This is a genomic window from Anaerocolumna sp. AGMB13020, assembly GCF_033100115.1.
Lineage (GTDB): Bacteria > Bacillota > Clostridia > Lachnospirales > Lachnospiraceae > Anaerocolumna.
On record NZ_CP136910.1, the window covers coordinates 3,817,083 to 3,831,690 of the forward strand.

At 35.6% G+C, this 14,608-nt stretch carries 10 protein-coding genes and 1 pseudogene; 7 read left to right on the plus strand and 4 right to left on the minus strand.

Translation table 11 applies throughout. The annotated features are described in order from the left end of the window. Positions 1-27 precede the first annotated feature (27 nt). Positions 28-285, plus strand: a pseudogene (locus R2R35_RS15810) (DUF3781 domain-containing protein). Between the two features lie 125 nt (positions 286-410). Next, positions 411-1,310 carry a helix-turn-helix transcriptional regulator gene (locus R2R35_RS15815; protein ID WP_317730795.1) on the plus strand — a complete coding sequence of 300 codons (900 nt, stop codon included), beginning with the start codon at positions 411-413 and terminating at the stop codon, positions 1,308-1,310. Between the two features lie 343 nt (positions 1,311-1,653). Here the strand turns inward: R2R35_RS15815 and R2R35_RS15820 are convergent, their stop codons facing one another. Beyond that, positions 1,654-2,475: an AraC family transcriptional regulator gene (locus R2R35_RS15820; RefSeq protein WP_317730796.1), complete on the minus strand. Its 822-nt coding sequence runs from the start codon at positions 2,473-2,475 to the stop codon at positions 1,654-1,656. Between the two features lie 138 nt (positions 2,476-2,613). On the opposite strand from R2R35_RS15820, the gene R2R35_RS15825 reads away from it, so the two are divergent. Then, positions 2,614-5,616 carry a glycoside hydrolase family 2 TIM barrel-domain containing protein gene (locus tag R2R35_RS15825; protein ID WP_317730797.1) on the plus strand — a complete coding sequence of 1,001 codons (3,003 nt, stop codon included), beginning with the start codon at positions 2,614-2,616 and terminating at the stop codon, positions 5,614-5,616. Between the two features lie 190 nt (positions 5,617-5,806). On the opposite strand, the gene R2R35_RS15830 is transcribed toward R2R35_RS15825, so the two are convergent. Next, entirely contained in the window at positions 5,807-6,439 is a 633-nt protein-coding gene (locus R2R35_RS15830; protein WP_317730798.1) for a YesL family protein, read from the minus strand. Positions 6,440-6,723: 284 nt separating this feature from the next. On the opposite strand from R2R35_RS15830, the gene R2R35_RS15835 reads away from it, so the two are divergent. The 3 genes from R2R35_RS15835 to R2R35_RS15845 all read left to right on the plus strand — a co-directional run bounded on the left by R2R35_RS15835 (position 6,724) and on the right by R2R35_RS15845 (position 10,471). Beyond that, on the plus strand, positions 6,724-7,686 hold the full coding sequence (locus tag R2R35_RS15835) for an ABC transporter permease subunit (RefSeq protein ID WP_331670147.1): 963 nt from the start codon (positions 6,724-6,726) through the stop codon (positions 7,684-7,686). 13 nt (positions 7,687-7,699) lie between these two features. Then, positions 7,700-8,623: a carbohydrate ABC transporter permease gene (locus tag R2R35_RS15840; protein ID WP_442872295.1), complete on the plus strand. Its 924-nt coding sequence runs from the start codon at positions 7,700-7,702 to the stop codon at positions 8,621-8,623. A 63-nt stretch (positions 8,624-8,686) separates the two neighbouring features. After that, positions 8,687-10,471, plus strand: a complete 1,785-nt coding sequence (locus tag R2R35_RS15845) for an extracellular solute-binding protein (RefSeq protein WP_317730802.1) — start codon at positions 8,687-8,689, stop codon at positions 10,469-10,471. Positions 10,472-10,567: 96 nt separating this feature from the next. Here R2R35_RS15845 and R2R35_RS15850 read toward each other — a convergent pair whose 3' ends face one another. Next, on the minus strand, positions 10,568-12,115 hold the full coding sequence (locus tag R2R35_RS15850) for a response regulator (RefSeq protein ID WP_317730803.1): 1,548 nt from the start codon (positions 12,113-12,115) through the stop codon (positions 10,568-10,570). Positions 12,116-12,119: 4 nt separating this feature from the next. After that, positions 12,120-13,913, minus strand: coding sequence for a sensor histidine kinase (locus R2R35_RS15855; protein WP_317730804.1), 1,794 nt, complete (start codon positions 13,911-13,913; stop codon positions 12,120-12,122). A gap of 291 nt (positions 13,914-14,204) precedes the next feature. Between R2R35_RS15855 and R2R35_RS15860 the strand changes: the two genes are divergently transcribed. Then, positions 14,205-14,561 (plus strand): FlxA-like family protein, encoded by a 357-nt coding sequence (locus R2R35_RS15860; protein ID WP_317730805.1) that lies wholly within the window; start codon positions 14,205-14,207, stop codon positions 14,559-14,561. Positions 14,562-14,608: the final 47 nt, after the last annotated feature.

The following is a 14,608-nucleotide window of genomic DNA, read 5'->3' on the forward strand; positions in this document are numbered from 1 at the left end:
CAAACAGAATGTAGAGAGGTTAAGAAAATGGAACTTAGAAGTCAAAGCGAGCTTATTTTAAACTTGGATAGGTTACATACTACTGAATTAGGTGTCATGAGAATTACGAGAAATCTATCTTTAGAGGTCGAGGATGTAGTAACTTGGTGCAGAGAGAAGATATAAAGTGTTGATGCTTCTATAATTAGAAAACGAAAGAACTGGTATATAAATATTGATAATTGTGAAATAACGGTAAATGCATATAGTTATACTATAATTACAGCGCATAAGGCTCACATGTAATCAATGGAATTACTGGCTGATATATTCTCTTGCAGGGAACGAATAGCTAATATAACTTTTGCAAGTCATGTGAAGATATAAAATCTTTCTTTTTGTATACTAAATATGAAAGGAGGCGATACGACTTGTATGAATGGATATATGCAATTCAAAAAATGATTGATTGGATTGATGATAATGCGATAAATAATCCTTCACTTAGTGAGATTTCTAGGCAAATAGGATATTCACCTTTCTATTGTTCAACACAATTTCATCGGATTGCAGGAATGACATTAAAAAGTTATATGGCAAAACGGCGTTTATGTAAAGCCACACTTGCTATACGAGATTCTTGTGATGGAATCACTGATATTGCATTAGATTATGGATTCTCATCACAAACAGCTCTGACGAGAGCGTTTAAGGATGCATACGGATGTACACCGGCTGCCTACCGAAAAAATCCTATTCCAATTCCGATATCTATGAAAAAAATCGTGATTACCCCTTCTTATTATATTGAAAAAGGAGATTTGACAATGGAGAATTTGGTTTTACCTTCCTATCGAATTGAGTATATTCCTGCTCATAAATATCTAGGAGTGTATAAGCGGTCAACTACGAAAAATGGTGCGATATGGCCAGGACATGATTGTGATCTATTAACAGGAATTGTATCGAGTATTAGTGATACATATACACATCCAGTAGTAACCGGACATACAGCAGGTTGGATATGGAGCAATCGTGAAAGAAATTACTTTTATGGCCTTGGAGTAAATGTTGATTATAATGGAGATATACCTGAAGGTTTCGAGTTACGAGGTGAATTTCCTGGAAGTTATTATATTGTATTCAGTCATCCGCCATTTAACTATTTATCTGCGAATGAAGAAGTTATGAGAAGGGTTGAGAAGCTTGCATGGAGTTTTGACCCAGAGGTTTTAGGCTATGAATGGAATGAGGAGGTATGTCAAGATTATCAGCGCCATTATCCGGAAGGGTTGGGATATCAAATTTTAAGACCGGTAAAGAAGATTTAATACATATAAGATAATGATACTAGAACATTAGTTTATATGTAATATCTGGGTATATGAGCTGTTATTCATATGTATTAAAACGGGTACTTTCGATGAGGTCTGTTCAAGGCTGCTTCAACAACCCTAGGGCTTATGCCTGAAACTGCTGAAAATAAGAAGTACCATACGGATACGAATAAAGTGAAGGGTTGGTAAGATATAGTCTTAGTTATTACTTTTTATAATAGTCTGTTCAGAACGGGAAGCGAAGCTATTCGCTTCTCGTTTTTGGCGTTGGCATTTAAATATATCTTCCTAGAATTCTTATATTTCAAGAAGCGATTCGATAGATTATAGAGATTAGCTATAATCCTCTAAATTGTGTTGGAGTAACCATCTCATATTTTTTGAAGATAGCACAAAAGTAACTACAATCGCTAAATCCTACCTTATGTGCGATATCGTTAACCGACATTGTATAATCAGATAACATTTTTTTGGCATTTTGTATCCTTTTCATTGTAATATATTGAAAGGGTCTAAGTCCCAGATGTTTTTTGAATAACTTACATAAATACTGAGGAGTTATATTCGCAAGATCAGAAAGCTCCTCCAAGGTCATATCCTGATTATAATGTTCATCAATATAAAGCCTGATTAAATTAATGATACGATTTCCTTCTGAGGATTCATCTTCCTGTTTCGCATGTATCATAGTATACAAATCTACAAGTAGCTCATATAAAACGCTAGAAGCAATAAATTTTCCGGAAATATTATCTGATTTTAAGGACACATATATTTTTTTAAAGGAAGCTTCCATTTTATCAATATTACTAATATTACCAAGTGCCCCAACCTGGTTACTGTCAAATTTAAGCTCAGTTAAAATATCATCAATTTGATCTCCGGAAAAGGAAATCCATCTAACCTCCCATTTATCTGAATTTCCATAATATTCATGAGGGGAATTCGCCATTAAATAAAAGAATGACCCTTTTTTAATGATATAGGTCTTATCATTGACCCTTAAGGTGCCTTCCCCGCTTTTACAAATAAAAATCTGATGAAGGGGATATCCATCTTTTCTTTGCATGTGTGGTTGATTATCCTCATAACCTATGCCCATAACTATAATTGGAAGGCGGCTGATAGGAGGATTGATGGGATAAATAATTTTGCTCATCTTGGTCACCTGTTGTTTCATATACTTATATAGAATAATATCATTTTATTGACGGTCTTACAATATGCAATATATAATATTATTGTAAATATTAATATTGTTATATATCGAGGGAGATGTATTAAAAGGAGAACCAAAATGAAGCAAAATAATATATATCATGAAGCACCGGACAAATTACATATAAACACAGAACCTAACAGAAATTATTATATACCCTTTCCGAAAGCTTCCAATCCATTTGAGGAGAGAGAGAGCTCAGATTATTTTCACCTTTTAAATGGAACCTGGAATTTTAGGTATTATAATAGTTTTCTGGATGTGGAAGAGGATTTTTTGGATAAAGGATTTACTGAAACTATTCCGGTTCCAGCAAACTGGCAATTATATGGCTATGACAAACCAATGTATTTGAATGTAAGATATCCAATTCCATATAATCCACCTTATGTTCCGGATGAAAACCCGGTTGGGCTATACCAAAGAGAGTTCCAGGTGGATTTATCCGATGGTTTAGAAAGATTTTTGAATTTTGAAGGAGTTGACAGCTGCTTTTATCTATATATCAATAAAAAATTCGCTGGCTACAGTCAGGTTACACATATGACCAGTGAATTCAATATCACAGAATATCTAATCAATGGTGAGAACAGTATTACAGTTATGGTTCTTAAGTGGTGCGATGGAACTTATCTGGAGTGTCAGGATAAGTGGAGATTTACAGGAATAATACGCGATGTTTATCTGTTATCCAGGCCTAAGAACAGGGTATGTAAATATACCGTAACCAGCGACTACAATAAGAACATTGACAGTGTTAATATTGATGTATTGGTACAAACCAATACTGAGGTTTGTGTTAAACTGTTTGATGCAGAGGATAACCTGCTTTTTGAAGCACCGCTGATTGATAATAAAGCGAAAATCGAGGTAAAATCACCAATCCTTTGGAACGCGGAAAACCCATATTTATATAAATTAATATTGTACACAGATCAGGAGGCTATCGGTGAGAAAATAGGCATCCGCAATATAAAAATCGAGAATGGATGTGTACTGATAAATGAGGCAGCAGTCAAATTCAAAGGGGTTAACCGTCATGACAGTAATCCTAAAACAGGGGCATGTGTTACAAAAAAGGATATGATAGAAGATTTACTATTAATGAAGCAACATAATATAAATGCTATAAGAACCTCCCATTACCCCAATGCTCCAATATTCCTCCAGCTATGTGATGAAATGGGATTTTATGTGATAGACGAAGCTGATATTGAAGCACATGGCAGTGTGGAAGCATCTCATACCACGGATAATAATGGGGATTATTCTGGTATTGCATTGTTGGCTAATATAAAAGAGTATGAGGCTGCAATTCTGGACAGAATTGATTTGATGATTTCAAGAGATATTAATCGGTCATCTGTTATATTCTGGTCTATGGGAAATGAAAGCGGATATAGCAAAGCCTTTGAAAGGGCAGCCAGATATATAAAGTCAGTTGATAATACAAGACTTGTTCATTATCAGAGCATACATGAATTAGAAGGAGTAGAAAAAGCCTTAGACAATGAGGATACCCTGGATGTTGTCTCATCAATGTATTCATCACCGGAATGGATAGAAAAACAGTTTTTACCCAACAAGATGGAGAAAAGACCTTTTGTACTCTGTGAGTATTGCCATGCAATGGGAAACAGTCCGGGGGATTTAGAAGAGTATTGGAACGTATTCTATAAATATGATAGATTATGCGGAGGTTTTGTCTGGGAATGGTGCGATCATGGGGTGGATCTGGGAGTAGCTGAGACTGGTAAAACCATGTATGCTTACGGCGGAGACCATAAGGAGCCATTGCATGATGGGAATTTCTGCATTGATGGCTTGGTTTATCCGGACAGAACTCCTCATACAGGCTTAAAAGAAGTTAAAAATGTATATCAGCCAATTCGTATCAATCCAATTTATATGAATAGAGGCGTATACGAATTTGTTAATACCTATGACTTTACTGAATTATCTGAGAAACTTATATGCAGATACGAAGTAACAGAAAAAGGAAGCTTAGTCCTCACAGAAGAAATGGATATAAAGTTACCTGCAAAATCGAAAAAATTAATAACAATACCTAAACTGGCAGGATTATCAGGTGAGAGCTTGTATATTAGGTTTATTTTTACGCAGAAGAAGGATACCAAGTGGGCTAAAAGTGGATCAGAAATTGGTTTTGTACAATTTGCTATTTGTGAAAAAGCCAGAAACTTTAGCCCTACTGCCTCAAAGCAACAAATTGACTTTAAGGAAAATGAACGTTTTATTGAGATACTAGGTGATAATTTTACATATTGTTTTGATAAGCGTAAGGGATTATTTGATAAGATGGAATTCAATGAAATAAAATTGCTTGAAAAACCAATAGAATTCAATGCATTTCGTGCACCAACAGATAATGATTGTGCTGTTAAAGGTGATTGGCTCAAATTCCATTTAAATGAACTGATTACGAAGGTATACGCAACCACGGTATCAAAAACGGAGGATTCCATAGTAATTTCCAATCATTTAGCTTTGGGCTGGTATGCTTATCATAATACCTTTGAATTATTCAACAAAGTATATGTATACAAGAGTGGTCAGGTTAAAATTAACAGTAAGGTAATAGTAGCAGATAAACGTCCTTATTTACCTCGCTTTGGACTTAGGCTGTTTATGGATAATAATTTTTCAGAAGTTGAGTATTATGGATATGGACCTTATGAAAGCTACAGTGACAAACACAGAGCCTCCTATAAAGGAATCTTTGCAGATAAAATAGACGAAATGCATGAGGATTATATAAAACCTCAGGAGAACTCCTCTCATTTCGGTTGCGAATACGTTAAGCTTGGAAATGGATTTTTAAGCCTTAAAATAGAATCAGAAGAAGATTTTTCGTTTAATGCCTCTGAGTATTCACAAGAGGAATTGTCAGAAAAAAAACATAATTATGAACTGAAAAAGAGTGGCTATTCCATTCTTTGCGTTGACTATAAGCAATCAGGAATTGGTTCTACAAGCTGCGGTCCTCAGCTCTTGGAGAAATATCAATTGAATGAAAAAGAATTTGAATTTAACGTTTTTATCACACCGGAAATGTCCTAATTAGGAGTATTACTTTTTCCGAAAGGAGAAAGTAGAAGCAACTTAGATGGAATCAAGAGGAATCGTTAAGTCAGCTACCTGTCATAAAAAAGAATTCCATACCAATCTATAATAGATTGATACGGAATTCTTTTTATTTGGGTGAAAGGAATTGAAAAAAATATAGGGGGTATACTTTCTCAATGCTGCTTTAGTGGATGTTAGCTTGGAGAGCGGTATCAGCCTCATACTTCTTAAATACTCTTTGCAAAATATAAGAATTGCAAGATATAATAAAACAGAAACCGACAAATAACATAAAAATCTGACTGGGTGGAAAGTAATATAGTGTAGCAAGTACCAATATATGGATAACAACTAGCATAAGGGTATCAACTGGGTTCGTCAGAGCTATATAAAAAGCATTTTTAATTGTCTGCAAAAAAGCATTCTTAAATCTGGCCATTAACGGAAAAACATAGATAAAGGTACAGGCAACAGCCAGCAGCATGATATAGACAAGCACGGTAATAATATTAGCAAGGATACCTTCCATCGCATTCCAAAACCCAACATTGAATAAAAGTAATAAAACGATTATCCCGAAAGAAAGGAAGGTCAGAAATGACTGTAAAAACATCTCTTTAAAATGCTGAAAGTACTTTCGCATCAGATATCCGTATTCCCCTCTGGTTTCTCTCATTATGACTTGATAAAGTGCAGCAAGTGCCGGGCCAATTGTGACAATAGGTATACAACAAATAATAAAAACAATGTTTAAAGCGATATACTGCGCGGTTGTTGTTAAAAAGTCCATTAGAGGACTGCTCAAGTTAAATTTCATCTAATTTCCTCTCAGATAAGTTAATTACGATAAGCGAATAAATATTATGGTAGTTTTCAAAATAGTGTTTAATAATACATAAATTTTATGTTAAACAGATACATAAAACTACTCTAAAAAATAGAGATGGATTACATTAATTTATAGATATTACACAAAAATTAGCCATTATCACAAATAATTATGTGAATTAACATAGGATTTCTGATGTATTAACCTTAGGTTTTTTCTTATAAAATAATGAGAGCAAGAGAGAACCGATTTTGAAAGGGGCAGGACCTAAGATGGCTATAAAAATGAAACAGAACAATGTAGCGGCAAATAAAAATACATATAAGAAAAGAAAAAATAATATAGAAGGCAAGAAGATGTTCTTGCTTATACTTCCTTTTCTTATCTTGTGTTTTATGTTTTCGTATTACCCGTTGCATGGATGGATATATGCGTTCTATGATTATAGAGCTCCACTCAAGTTATCACAGACAGAATTTGTTGGTTTTAAGTGGTTTAAGGCATTATATAGTAATCCAACACAGGTAAAACAGATTCTTATTGTACTAAAAAATACATTTGCAATGAGCTTTTTGGGACTGGCAACTTCCTTCCTTCCAGTTCTGTTTGCAGTATTTTTAAGTGAAATTAAATGTAAGCGGTTTAAAAATGTGGTACAGACCTTAACGACTCTGCCCAATTTCATCAGCTGGACTCTGGTTTATTCGGTAGCCTTTAGTTTGTTTTCCTCAACAGGAATGGTAAACAGTGTATTGCAAAAGTTTGATCTTATCAATGCGCCGCTTAAGTTTTTGGACAGCAATGAGCATGTCTGGCTTATGATGATCTTATGGAGTATATGGAAAGGCTTGGGCTGGGGGGCTATTATATATCTGGCTGCGATTGCCGGTATTGACCAGGAAATGTTCGAGGCAGCCAGAGTAGATGGGGCTGGCAGATACCACATTATTAAAAATATCACGATTCCTTCCTTAATGCCTACCTATTTGGTTATGTTAATGTTTACCGTATCCAGCTTTTTATCAAACGGTATGGACCAATATTATGTTTTTCAGAATGCATTCAACAAACAGCATATTCAGGTACTTGACTTATATGTCTATAACATTGGTATGACAGGTAAAAGTTTATCATTGGCAACAGCAATTGGTATCCTCAAAAGCTTGGTAAGTCTGACATTGTTATTCTTTGTTAACTTTGTATCGAAAAAGACCAGAGGCGAAAGCATTATATAGAGAGGGGTACATGATGAAAAATAATAAAAAGCTTGGGGCTAAAAGAAAACGAACGACAGGTGATGTTCTGTTTAACACCTTTAATTATACTTTTTTTGCTTTGTTCACAATTATATGTTTTTATCCATTTTACTATTTGATCATAAATTCAATCAGTTCCAATGAGCTTAGTGCCAATGGCTATATCAATCTTATACCAAAGCAGCTGCATATTCAGAATTATATTGATGTCTTTCAATTAAGCGGCTTAGCAAATGCGGCATTTATCTCCGTAGCCCGAACTGTAATCGGTACAGCATGTACGGTTATGTCATCCGCTTTTTTAGGATTTATGTTTAGTCAGCAGAAATTGTGGTGCAGAAGATTGTGGTACAGAGCAGTAGTAATTACCATGTATTTCAGTGCAGGTTTAATTCCGATGTTTATGACGATGAAATCCTTAGGTCTTAACAATAGCTTCTGGGTATATATAATCCCTGCGATTGTACAGCCCTTTAACATCATCATGGTAAAAACCTATGTGGAATCTATCCCGGCATCACTTCAGGAAGCCGCAGAGGTAGACGGTGCAGGGGTGTTAACTAGATTCTTTAAAATAATACTTCCCACCAGTACACCAATACTAGCCACAATAGCGATATGGTCAGCAGTAGGTCAGTGGAATTCCTTCCAGGACACCCTGATATATATAACGGATCAGAAACTTTATTCCTTACAGTATCTGCTATATTCTTATATCAATCAGGCAAGTTCTTTGGCATTATTGGTGAAGGCATCCGGTAATTTATCAGCTGTTTCCAGTCTTGTCACCATGCAGACACCGACATCGATACGAATGACAATCTCCGTAATCGTTGTATTACCGATATTATTCATTTACCCGATGTTCCAGAAATATTTCGTAAAAGGTATTATGATTGGAGCAGTGAAAGGTTAAAGGGAAATTTTTTATTCAATAATTTAAATAAAAAATTTAAAAAGGAGAAGAGGAGGATTTACAATGAAAAAAAGCAGATTTACAAAAAGCGTGTTAAGTGCAGCATTATGCTTAACGATGCTGTCATCGATGTTAACAGGATGCAGCAAAGGCAACAACGATAATAAGACAGAAACACCAGGGGGAACAGAAACTGAGAGCGCTTATAAAGACTTCATTACCGTTGATGTTTTCGACAGTCAGGCAAATTTTCAGGGAACTCAATCAGGCTGGTTCGCAAAAATAGTAAAAGACAAGTTTAATATGGAACTCAATATTATCGCACCAAATGTTGCAGGTGGTGGTGATACTCTTTACCAGACACGTTCCGCTAATGGTAATTTAGGAGATCTAATTCTTACCAATGCAAATCAGAGCAGATTAAAAGATTTGGTAAGCGCAGATTTAGTACTTGATTTAACCGATTATATCGGGAATGAAAAGAATCTCCAGGAACGTATGGATGCTATCGAGAATACCAGTAAACTTGCAGAGAAAGATGGTCTTTGGGCAGTGCCCAGCCAGACCTCATTGTTATCACCAACAGAGCCAACAGAGGCAACTGATCCGACTTGTGCACCCAGTGTTCGTTGGGATTTATACGGTCAGGTTGGTTATCCTGCCATTAACACTTTAGAAGACTTATTACCAGTTCTTAAACAGATGCAGGAAAAAGCAGGGAAAAGTGACTCAGGTAAGAATGTTTATGCATTTTCCTTATTTCAGGACTGGGATGGAGATATCATGCAGAATGCCGGATCCTTTACCGCCGTATATGGCTATAACACACAGGGCTTTGCATTATATGATGTAGCCGGTAATGATATACAAAGCATGATTGATAGCAACTCACAGTATGTAAGAGCTTTGAAGTTCCTGTATGATGCCAACCAGATGGGATTAGTCGACCCTGAATCAACAACCCAGAACTTTGATTCCGTATCGGCTAAATTTACCGATGGTGCAGTACTTTATTCCTTATGGCCTTGGTTAGGCAACGGTACGTATAATACGGCAGATAACCTGGCTGCTGGTAAGGGTTTTGCTGATGTTACGATACAGGATGGTAAATATCTAAGCTTTGGAAACACACCATTAGGTGATAACTCCTTTGCAATTATGATTGGCAGCAAGGCAAAAGATCCTCAGAGATTAGCAGATTTTATTGACTGGTTATATTCCCCCGAAGGTGTTATGATGTCTGCCACCCAGACCGGTGGTAAATGTGGACCCGAAGGCTTGACTTGGGAAATGAAGGACGGAAAACCTGTATTCACAGAGTTTGGTAAAAAAGCATTCATAGAAATGGATCAGAAATTAGAAGTACCCGAGGAATGGGGTGGCGGTACCTGGAAAGACGGTATCTCAGCATTGAACTACAATGCCGTTGGTATTACGGAAATTAATAAAGAAACCGGTATAAATTACAACTATCAAAGATGGGAAGAATATGCTGATTTAACGGCAACTACTCTTTCAAAGGATTGGTCAGCACACAATGAGAATTATGCAACAGGCATAGAATACTACAAAGACAAGAACATGATTGCAGTAAATCCTGGTATACCTTTCTCTGGAGCTGACTACACAACAGATATCAGCGCAATTAAGGAACAATGCAAGCAAATTATCGTTCAGTATTCCTGGCAGATGGTATTTGCAAAGAATCAGGCTGAATTTGACAGCCTGTTAAAAGAGATGCAGGATACTGCACTGGGCTTAGGCTATGATCAGGTATATGCAGTTGACAAAAAAACTTGTGAAGACAGATACGCAGTAAATAAAGAGTTTTTAGCGAATAACCAATAATCGCACTTAATGCATGAATAAAAAAGGGCTGTTTCAAAACGAAGTAATACTTTCGTTTTGAGACAGCTTCCTTTTTCATATATTTACTATAGAATATCAAATAGTTTCTTTTCTAAATTCAACAGGGCTTATTCCTTTTAATTTTTTGAATTTATAGTGAAAGTAATTCACATTACTATATCCAACCTTGGTTGCAATCTCATACACCTTCAGATGCGTATCTTCCAATAGTTCCACAGAATGTTTGATTCTCACTTCATCCAGATAAGAATTAAAGCTCTGGTTCATCTTCTGGCTAAATAATTTACCCAAATAGGAACTGTTGTATCCAAATAAGGAGGCGATTGTTTCTAACTTCAATGGAGCGGAATAATTATGCTCAATATAATATAGAATATCATTAAAAATACTTTCATTTGAGCTGTTGCCAATGGCTCGGATAATCATTTCAAACTGTTCTGTAAAATACTGAATAATTTCGTACAAATAATACTTGTTTTCAATAATCTCAATAATAACAGAATTGTGTGCAAAAGGAATATCGACATGACTGTATTTATGCATTATGGTTTGTTTCGTTTGAAGAAAAATATCAGCCAGAAAGTGTTTGATGGTTATTACATCATCACCACTTTGGTATAGTAAGCCTTTTAGTTCCTGTAGTATTTCGGATAACATACGTTTGTTTATAGCCTGAATATAATTTACAATTTTATTGCTATAAGACTTTGATTTTTCATCACTTATGATGGATTGGTAGGAAGATATCTCAGGTAACACTTCATAGGATAAAACGTGCTGATTTTCAAAACAGAAAAATCGTCTGCTCATCAGCCGTCTGCAGTCCTCATAGGATAAATGTATATCAAAAAGGCCAGATACTGTTCTTCCATGTGTAAGAAAGATGGAATCAAGAGGAGAACCTTTCTGAGTACCATTTTCATAATGGTGCAGGCAGGTATTGAATTTGTTCAGAGCATGATTTCCTTTCAGCAGTATAATTTCCTGGTGATCCAGAGAGATATGCTCAAAGGAATTGTTTCCCTGGTTCGATACCTTAAGCAAATCTGCAAAACTGTAGGTTGTGAAAAAAGGTGTATAGCCTTCGTAAATTACAACCTGATAAATAGGAGCATATAATCCCATTTCTAAATAATTAATGGAACTATTCGGTTCGGTTCCCAGCATCAGGTCTTTCAGAACCGTTGACTTCGCTTTTATCAGATATTGATTCAGGGATTTTTCCTTTTCTCTGTTTTTTAATATCTTTTCTTTCACTGTTATTACTGCTTTTTCCAGAGCCTCCTCATCAATTGGTTTCGTCAGATAAAAGGAAACACCATAATGTAAGGCTGTTTGAGCGTATTTAAAATCAGAATAGCCACTTAATATAATAAAATCACCTTGAAATCCAGAGCTGCGTACCTGCTCAATTAACTCCGTTCCATCCATACCGGGCATTCGGATATCCAGCAGAACAAGATTTGGGTTATATTTTTTTATCTTTTCGATTGCTTCCTCCCCCGAAGCTGCGTCTCCACAGATGCAAAAACCGAGAGCATACCAATCAATAACATACTTGAGACCTTCTCTAACAATGGCCTCATCATCAACAATCAATACATCAAGCAATGTATATTCCATATGCCTATTCCTCCTTGATTACAATAGCAGGTATAATCAGGGTTACTGTTGTGCCCTCATTAAGCTGACTTGTAAAGGTGATACCGTATTCTGCTCCATAGAGAAGTTTAATCCTTTGATTGATGTTATACAGGCCAATACTTGAGGCAGAATCAAGGGAGGCAGAATTAATCCGGTTAGTTAGTTCCTTTAAGTCATCAGCATTCATACCCTTTCCGTTATCGGATATTTTTATGAAAAGCAGGTTATCTGCAGTTTTCGATATATTAATAATAATCTGGCCGTTGAGCAGGTTTCGTTCCAGACCATGTATAACGGCATTTTCAACGACCGGCTGTAATAAAAGAGGTAAAATCTTGTAATCATTTAAATCCATATCCTCAGAATATTGAATTGTATAATTTACTCTGTCACCGAAGCGTATCTTTTGTATCGATAAATATACCTCTACATACTCCAGTTCTTTTGCAAGGGTAGTTGAGTCGGTTCCGGTATTCTCCAAGACATAATGCATGGACTTGCCCAGAAGTTTTATGGAATTTATTACGTCCTTATTACCGGTAGACAATGCCTGCATACGTATTGTTTCCAAGGTATTATATAAAAAATGCGGATTGATCTGGCTTGCAAGCATCTTAAATTCCATTTGCTGTTGTTTATTTATAAGCTGCTGCTCTACAATCTGAGACTGATAAAATTTTGCTTCTTTTTCAGAAATCTTTTGAACCGTTGCTTTCAGGTCTTTGAAGATCTCAGCCAGTTCATCATCACCCTTAAATAATTTCATAATAAGATAATCACCCTGGCTAACCTGATGCATGGCATTTTTTAAGGTCTGTAAACGAGAATTAAAATAGGAAGAAAACAAAATTGTCAAAATAATTGGAAATAAGGTTGCTGTAATGAGTATAACGATATAAATCAAAGTAATCCTGTTGAGCCTGGAATATGCGTTTGGGTCCGAAACACAGATGTAAAACTTATTATAGGTTTTGTAAGGAAGGAAGGTAACGATGTTGGCAAGCTGCTTTTTAGAGTCTATCATAATAGGGCCTGTGTATTTATAATAACTGTTATCAAGTTCTGATGGAAAGGGAATCAGCTTTTGGAGCCATCTTTTCTCAGAAGCGTAGAAGGTAGGTTCATTATCCACAGAAGCCATAACCGTATATTCACTACTAAGTAATCGGTTTTTTAAGTAATTTGCATCAATACTTAATACCAGATAAGCAGAGTACTTGGTAGAATTAATACCTATACGCCTGATAATCGAAAGCTCATAAACCTTATTATGCCAACTGTCTTCGCCTGTGAGGCATTGCCAGCTGTTTACGGCATTTCCAACTATTTGCTTCCTCCATGGTAAGCTGCTGTAATCATCCACGGTAGTAATGTGTGAATCGCTGGGAATATTGGGGTTGTTGGTGTAAATCATTATAGAAGCGATGGCAGCGGTGGTAGAGTGCATCGTTGATAATGCATTTGAGGCTAGTTTATAGTATTGATGCTCTTCACTTGAAATACGATAATCAGAGCCTAAAAGTATCCGCAGGTAATTACTATTGATTAAATTATCACAGGAGGTATATAAAGAAGTAGTAATATCAAAAAGTGTTGAATTGATTCTTAATGCGGCTGCATTTACCTGAGATTTATATTGTTCTGACATTTGCATTCTTGCCTGCATAATCGAAAATAAGCCTACAAAAAACAATGGAATAAAGGTAGAGAGCATACAGATGAATATTATCTGCTGTCTAACCTTGGGCTTAGAAAAATGCATTACCGGTTTTTTCATTTACGTACACCTTTCTATAGGTTCTGAAACTGACAGATTGTCTACCTATTGTCATAAAGATTAGTTTATAATAAACATATTTGAAAAAATACAATAAAAATTCTAGGTTTTACATACGAAAATTTAAGACTTTAGGCTTTGTTCTTATATTATCTCATTTAACCCTTAGCTACTCTGTCAATGGATAAATAGAAAGGATATTCATTGATGAATTTTCTGTGTTTTTTATATATTTCAATACTAAATATACTATAATAACCTCAGTAATAAAATACAAAGGAGAAAAACAGTATGAGCATCTCAATAAATTCCTCTACTGCAAGTACAAATAATGCAGGCACCCAGTACGAGAACAAAATAAATCAATTAGAGATCCAGATGCAGACCTATGAAGCACAATTACAGACAGAAAGTGATTTGAAGAAACAGACAGAGCTAAAAGAAAAAATACAAAACTTACAGAATCAAATTAAGAATTTACAAGCCAAAGCAGCAAAGGCTGATAGTACTAGCAGCAATACTGCATCAGCAGATACAAAAGAAACAGAAGACAATAACGCTATGAATTCTGTTGCGACGGTAGAAATCAGCAAGCAAGGCAGAGCATTGGCTGATGCGATGAAGGAATCAAAAGAAGAAAATGTTTAGTACATAAAAAGGTATAAGATTTCTACATAAAGCGAAAAGGATATGAA

Excerpts from the sequence above, each read along its gene's own strand:
- R2R35_RS15820 (WP_317730796.1), bottom strand. The coding sequence starts at position 2,475 with ATGAGCAAAATTATTTATCCCATCAATCCTCCTATCAGCCGCCTTCCA.
- R2R35_RS15830 (WP_317730798.1), bottom strand. The coding sequence starts at position 6,439 with ATGAAATTTAACTTGAGCAGTCCTCTAATGGACTTTTTAACAACAACC.
- R2R35_RS15825 (WP_317730797.1), top strand. The coding sequence starts at position 2,614 with ATGAAGCAAAATAATATATATCATGAAGCACCGGACAAATTACATATA.
- R2R35_RS15860 (WP_317730805.1), top strand. The coding sequence starts at position 14,205 with ATGAGCATCTCAATAAATTCCTCTACTGCAAGTACAAATAATGCAGGC.
- R2R35_RS15840 (WP_442872295.1), top strand. The coding sequence starts at position 7,700 with ATGAAAAATAATAAAAAGCTTGGGGCTAAAAGAAAACGAACGACAGGT.
- R2R35_RS15850 (WP_317730803.1), bottom strand. The coding sequence starts at position 12,115 with ATGGAATATACATTGCTTGATGTATTGATTGTTGATGATGAGGCCATT.
- R2R35_RS15845 (WP_317730802.1), top strand. The coding sequence starts at position 8,687 with ATGAAAAAAAGCAGATTTACAAAAAGCGTGTTAAGTGCAGCATTATGC.
- R2R35_RS15855 (WP_317730804.1), bottom strand. The coding sequence starts at position 13,913 with ATGAAAAAACCGGTAATGCATTTTTCTAAGCCCAAGGTTAGACAGCAG.
- R2R35_RS15835 (WP_331670147.1), top strand. The coding sequence starts at position 6,724 with ATGGCTATAAAAATGAAACAGAACAATGTAGCGGCAAATAAAAATACA.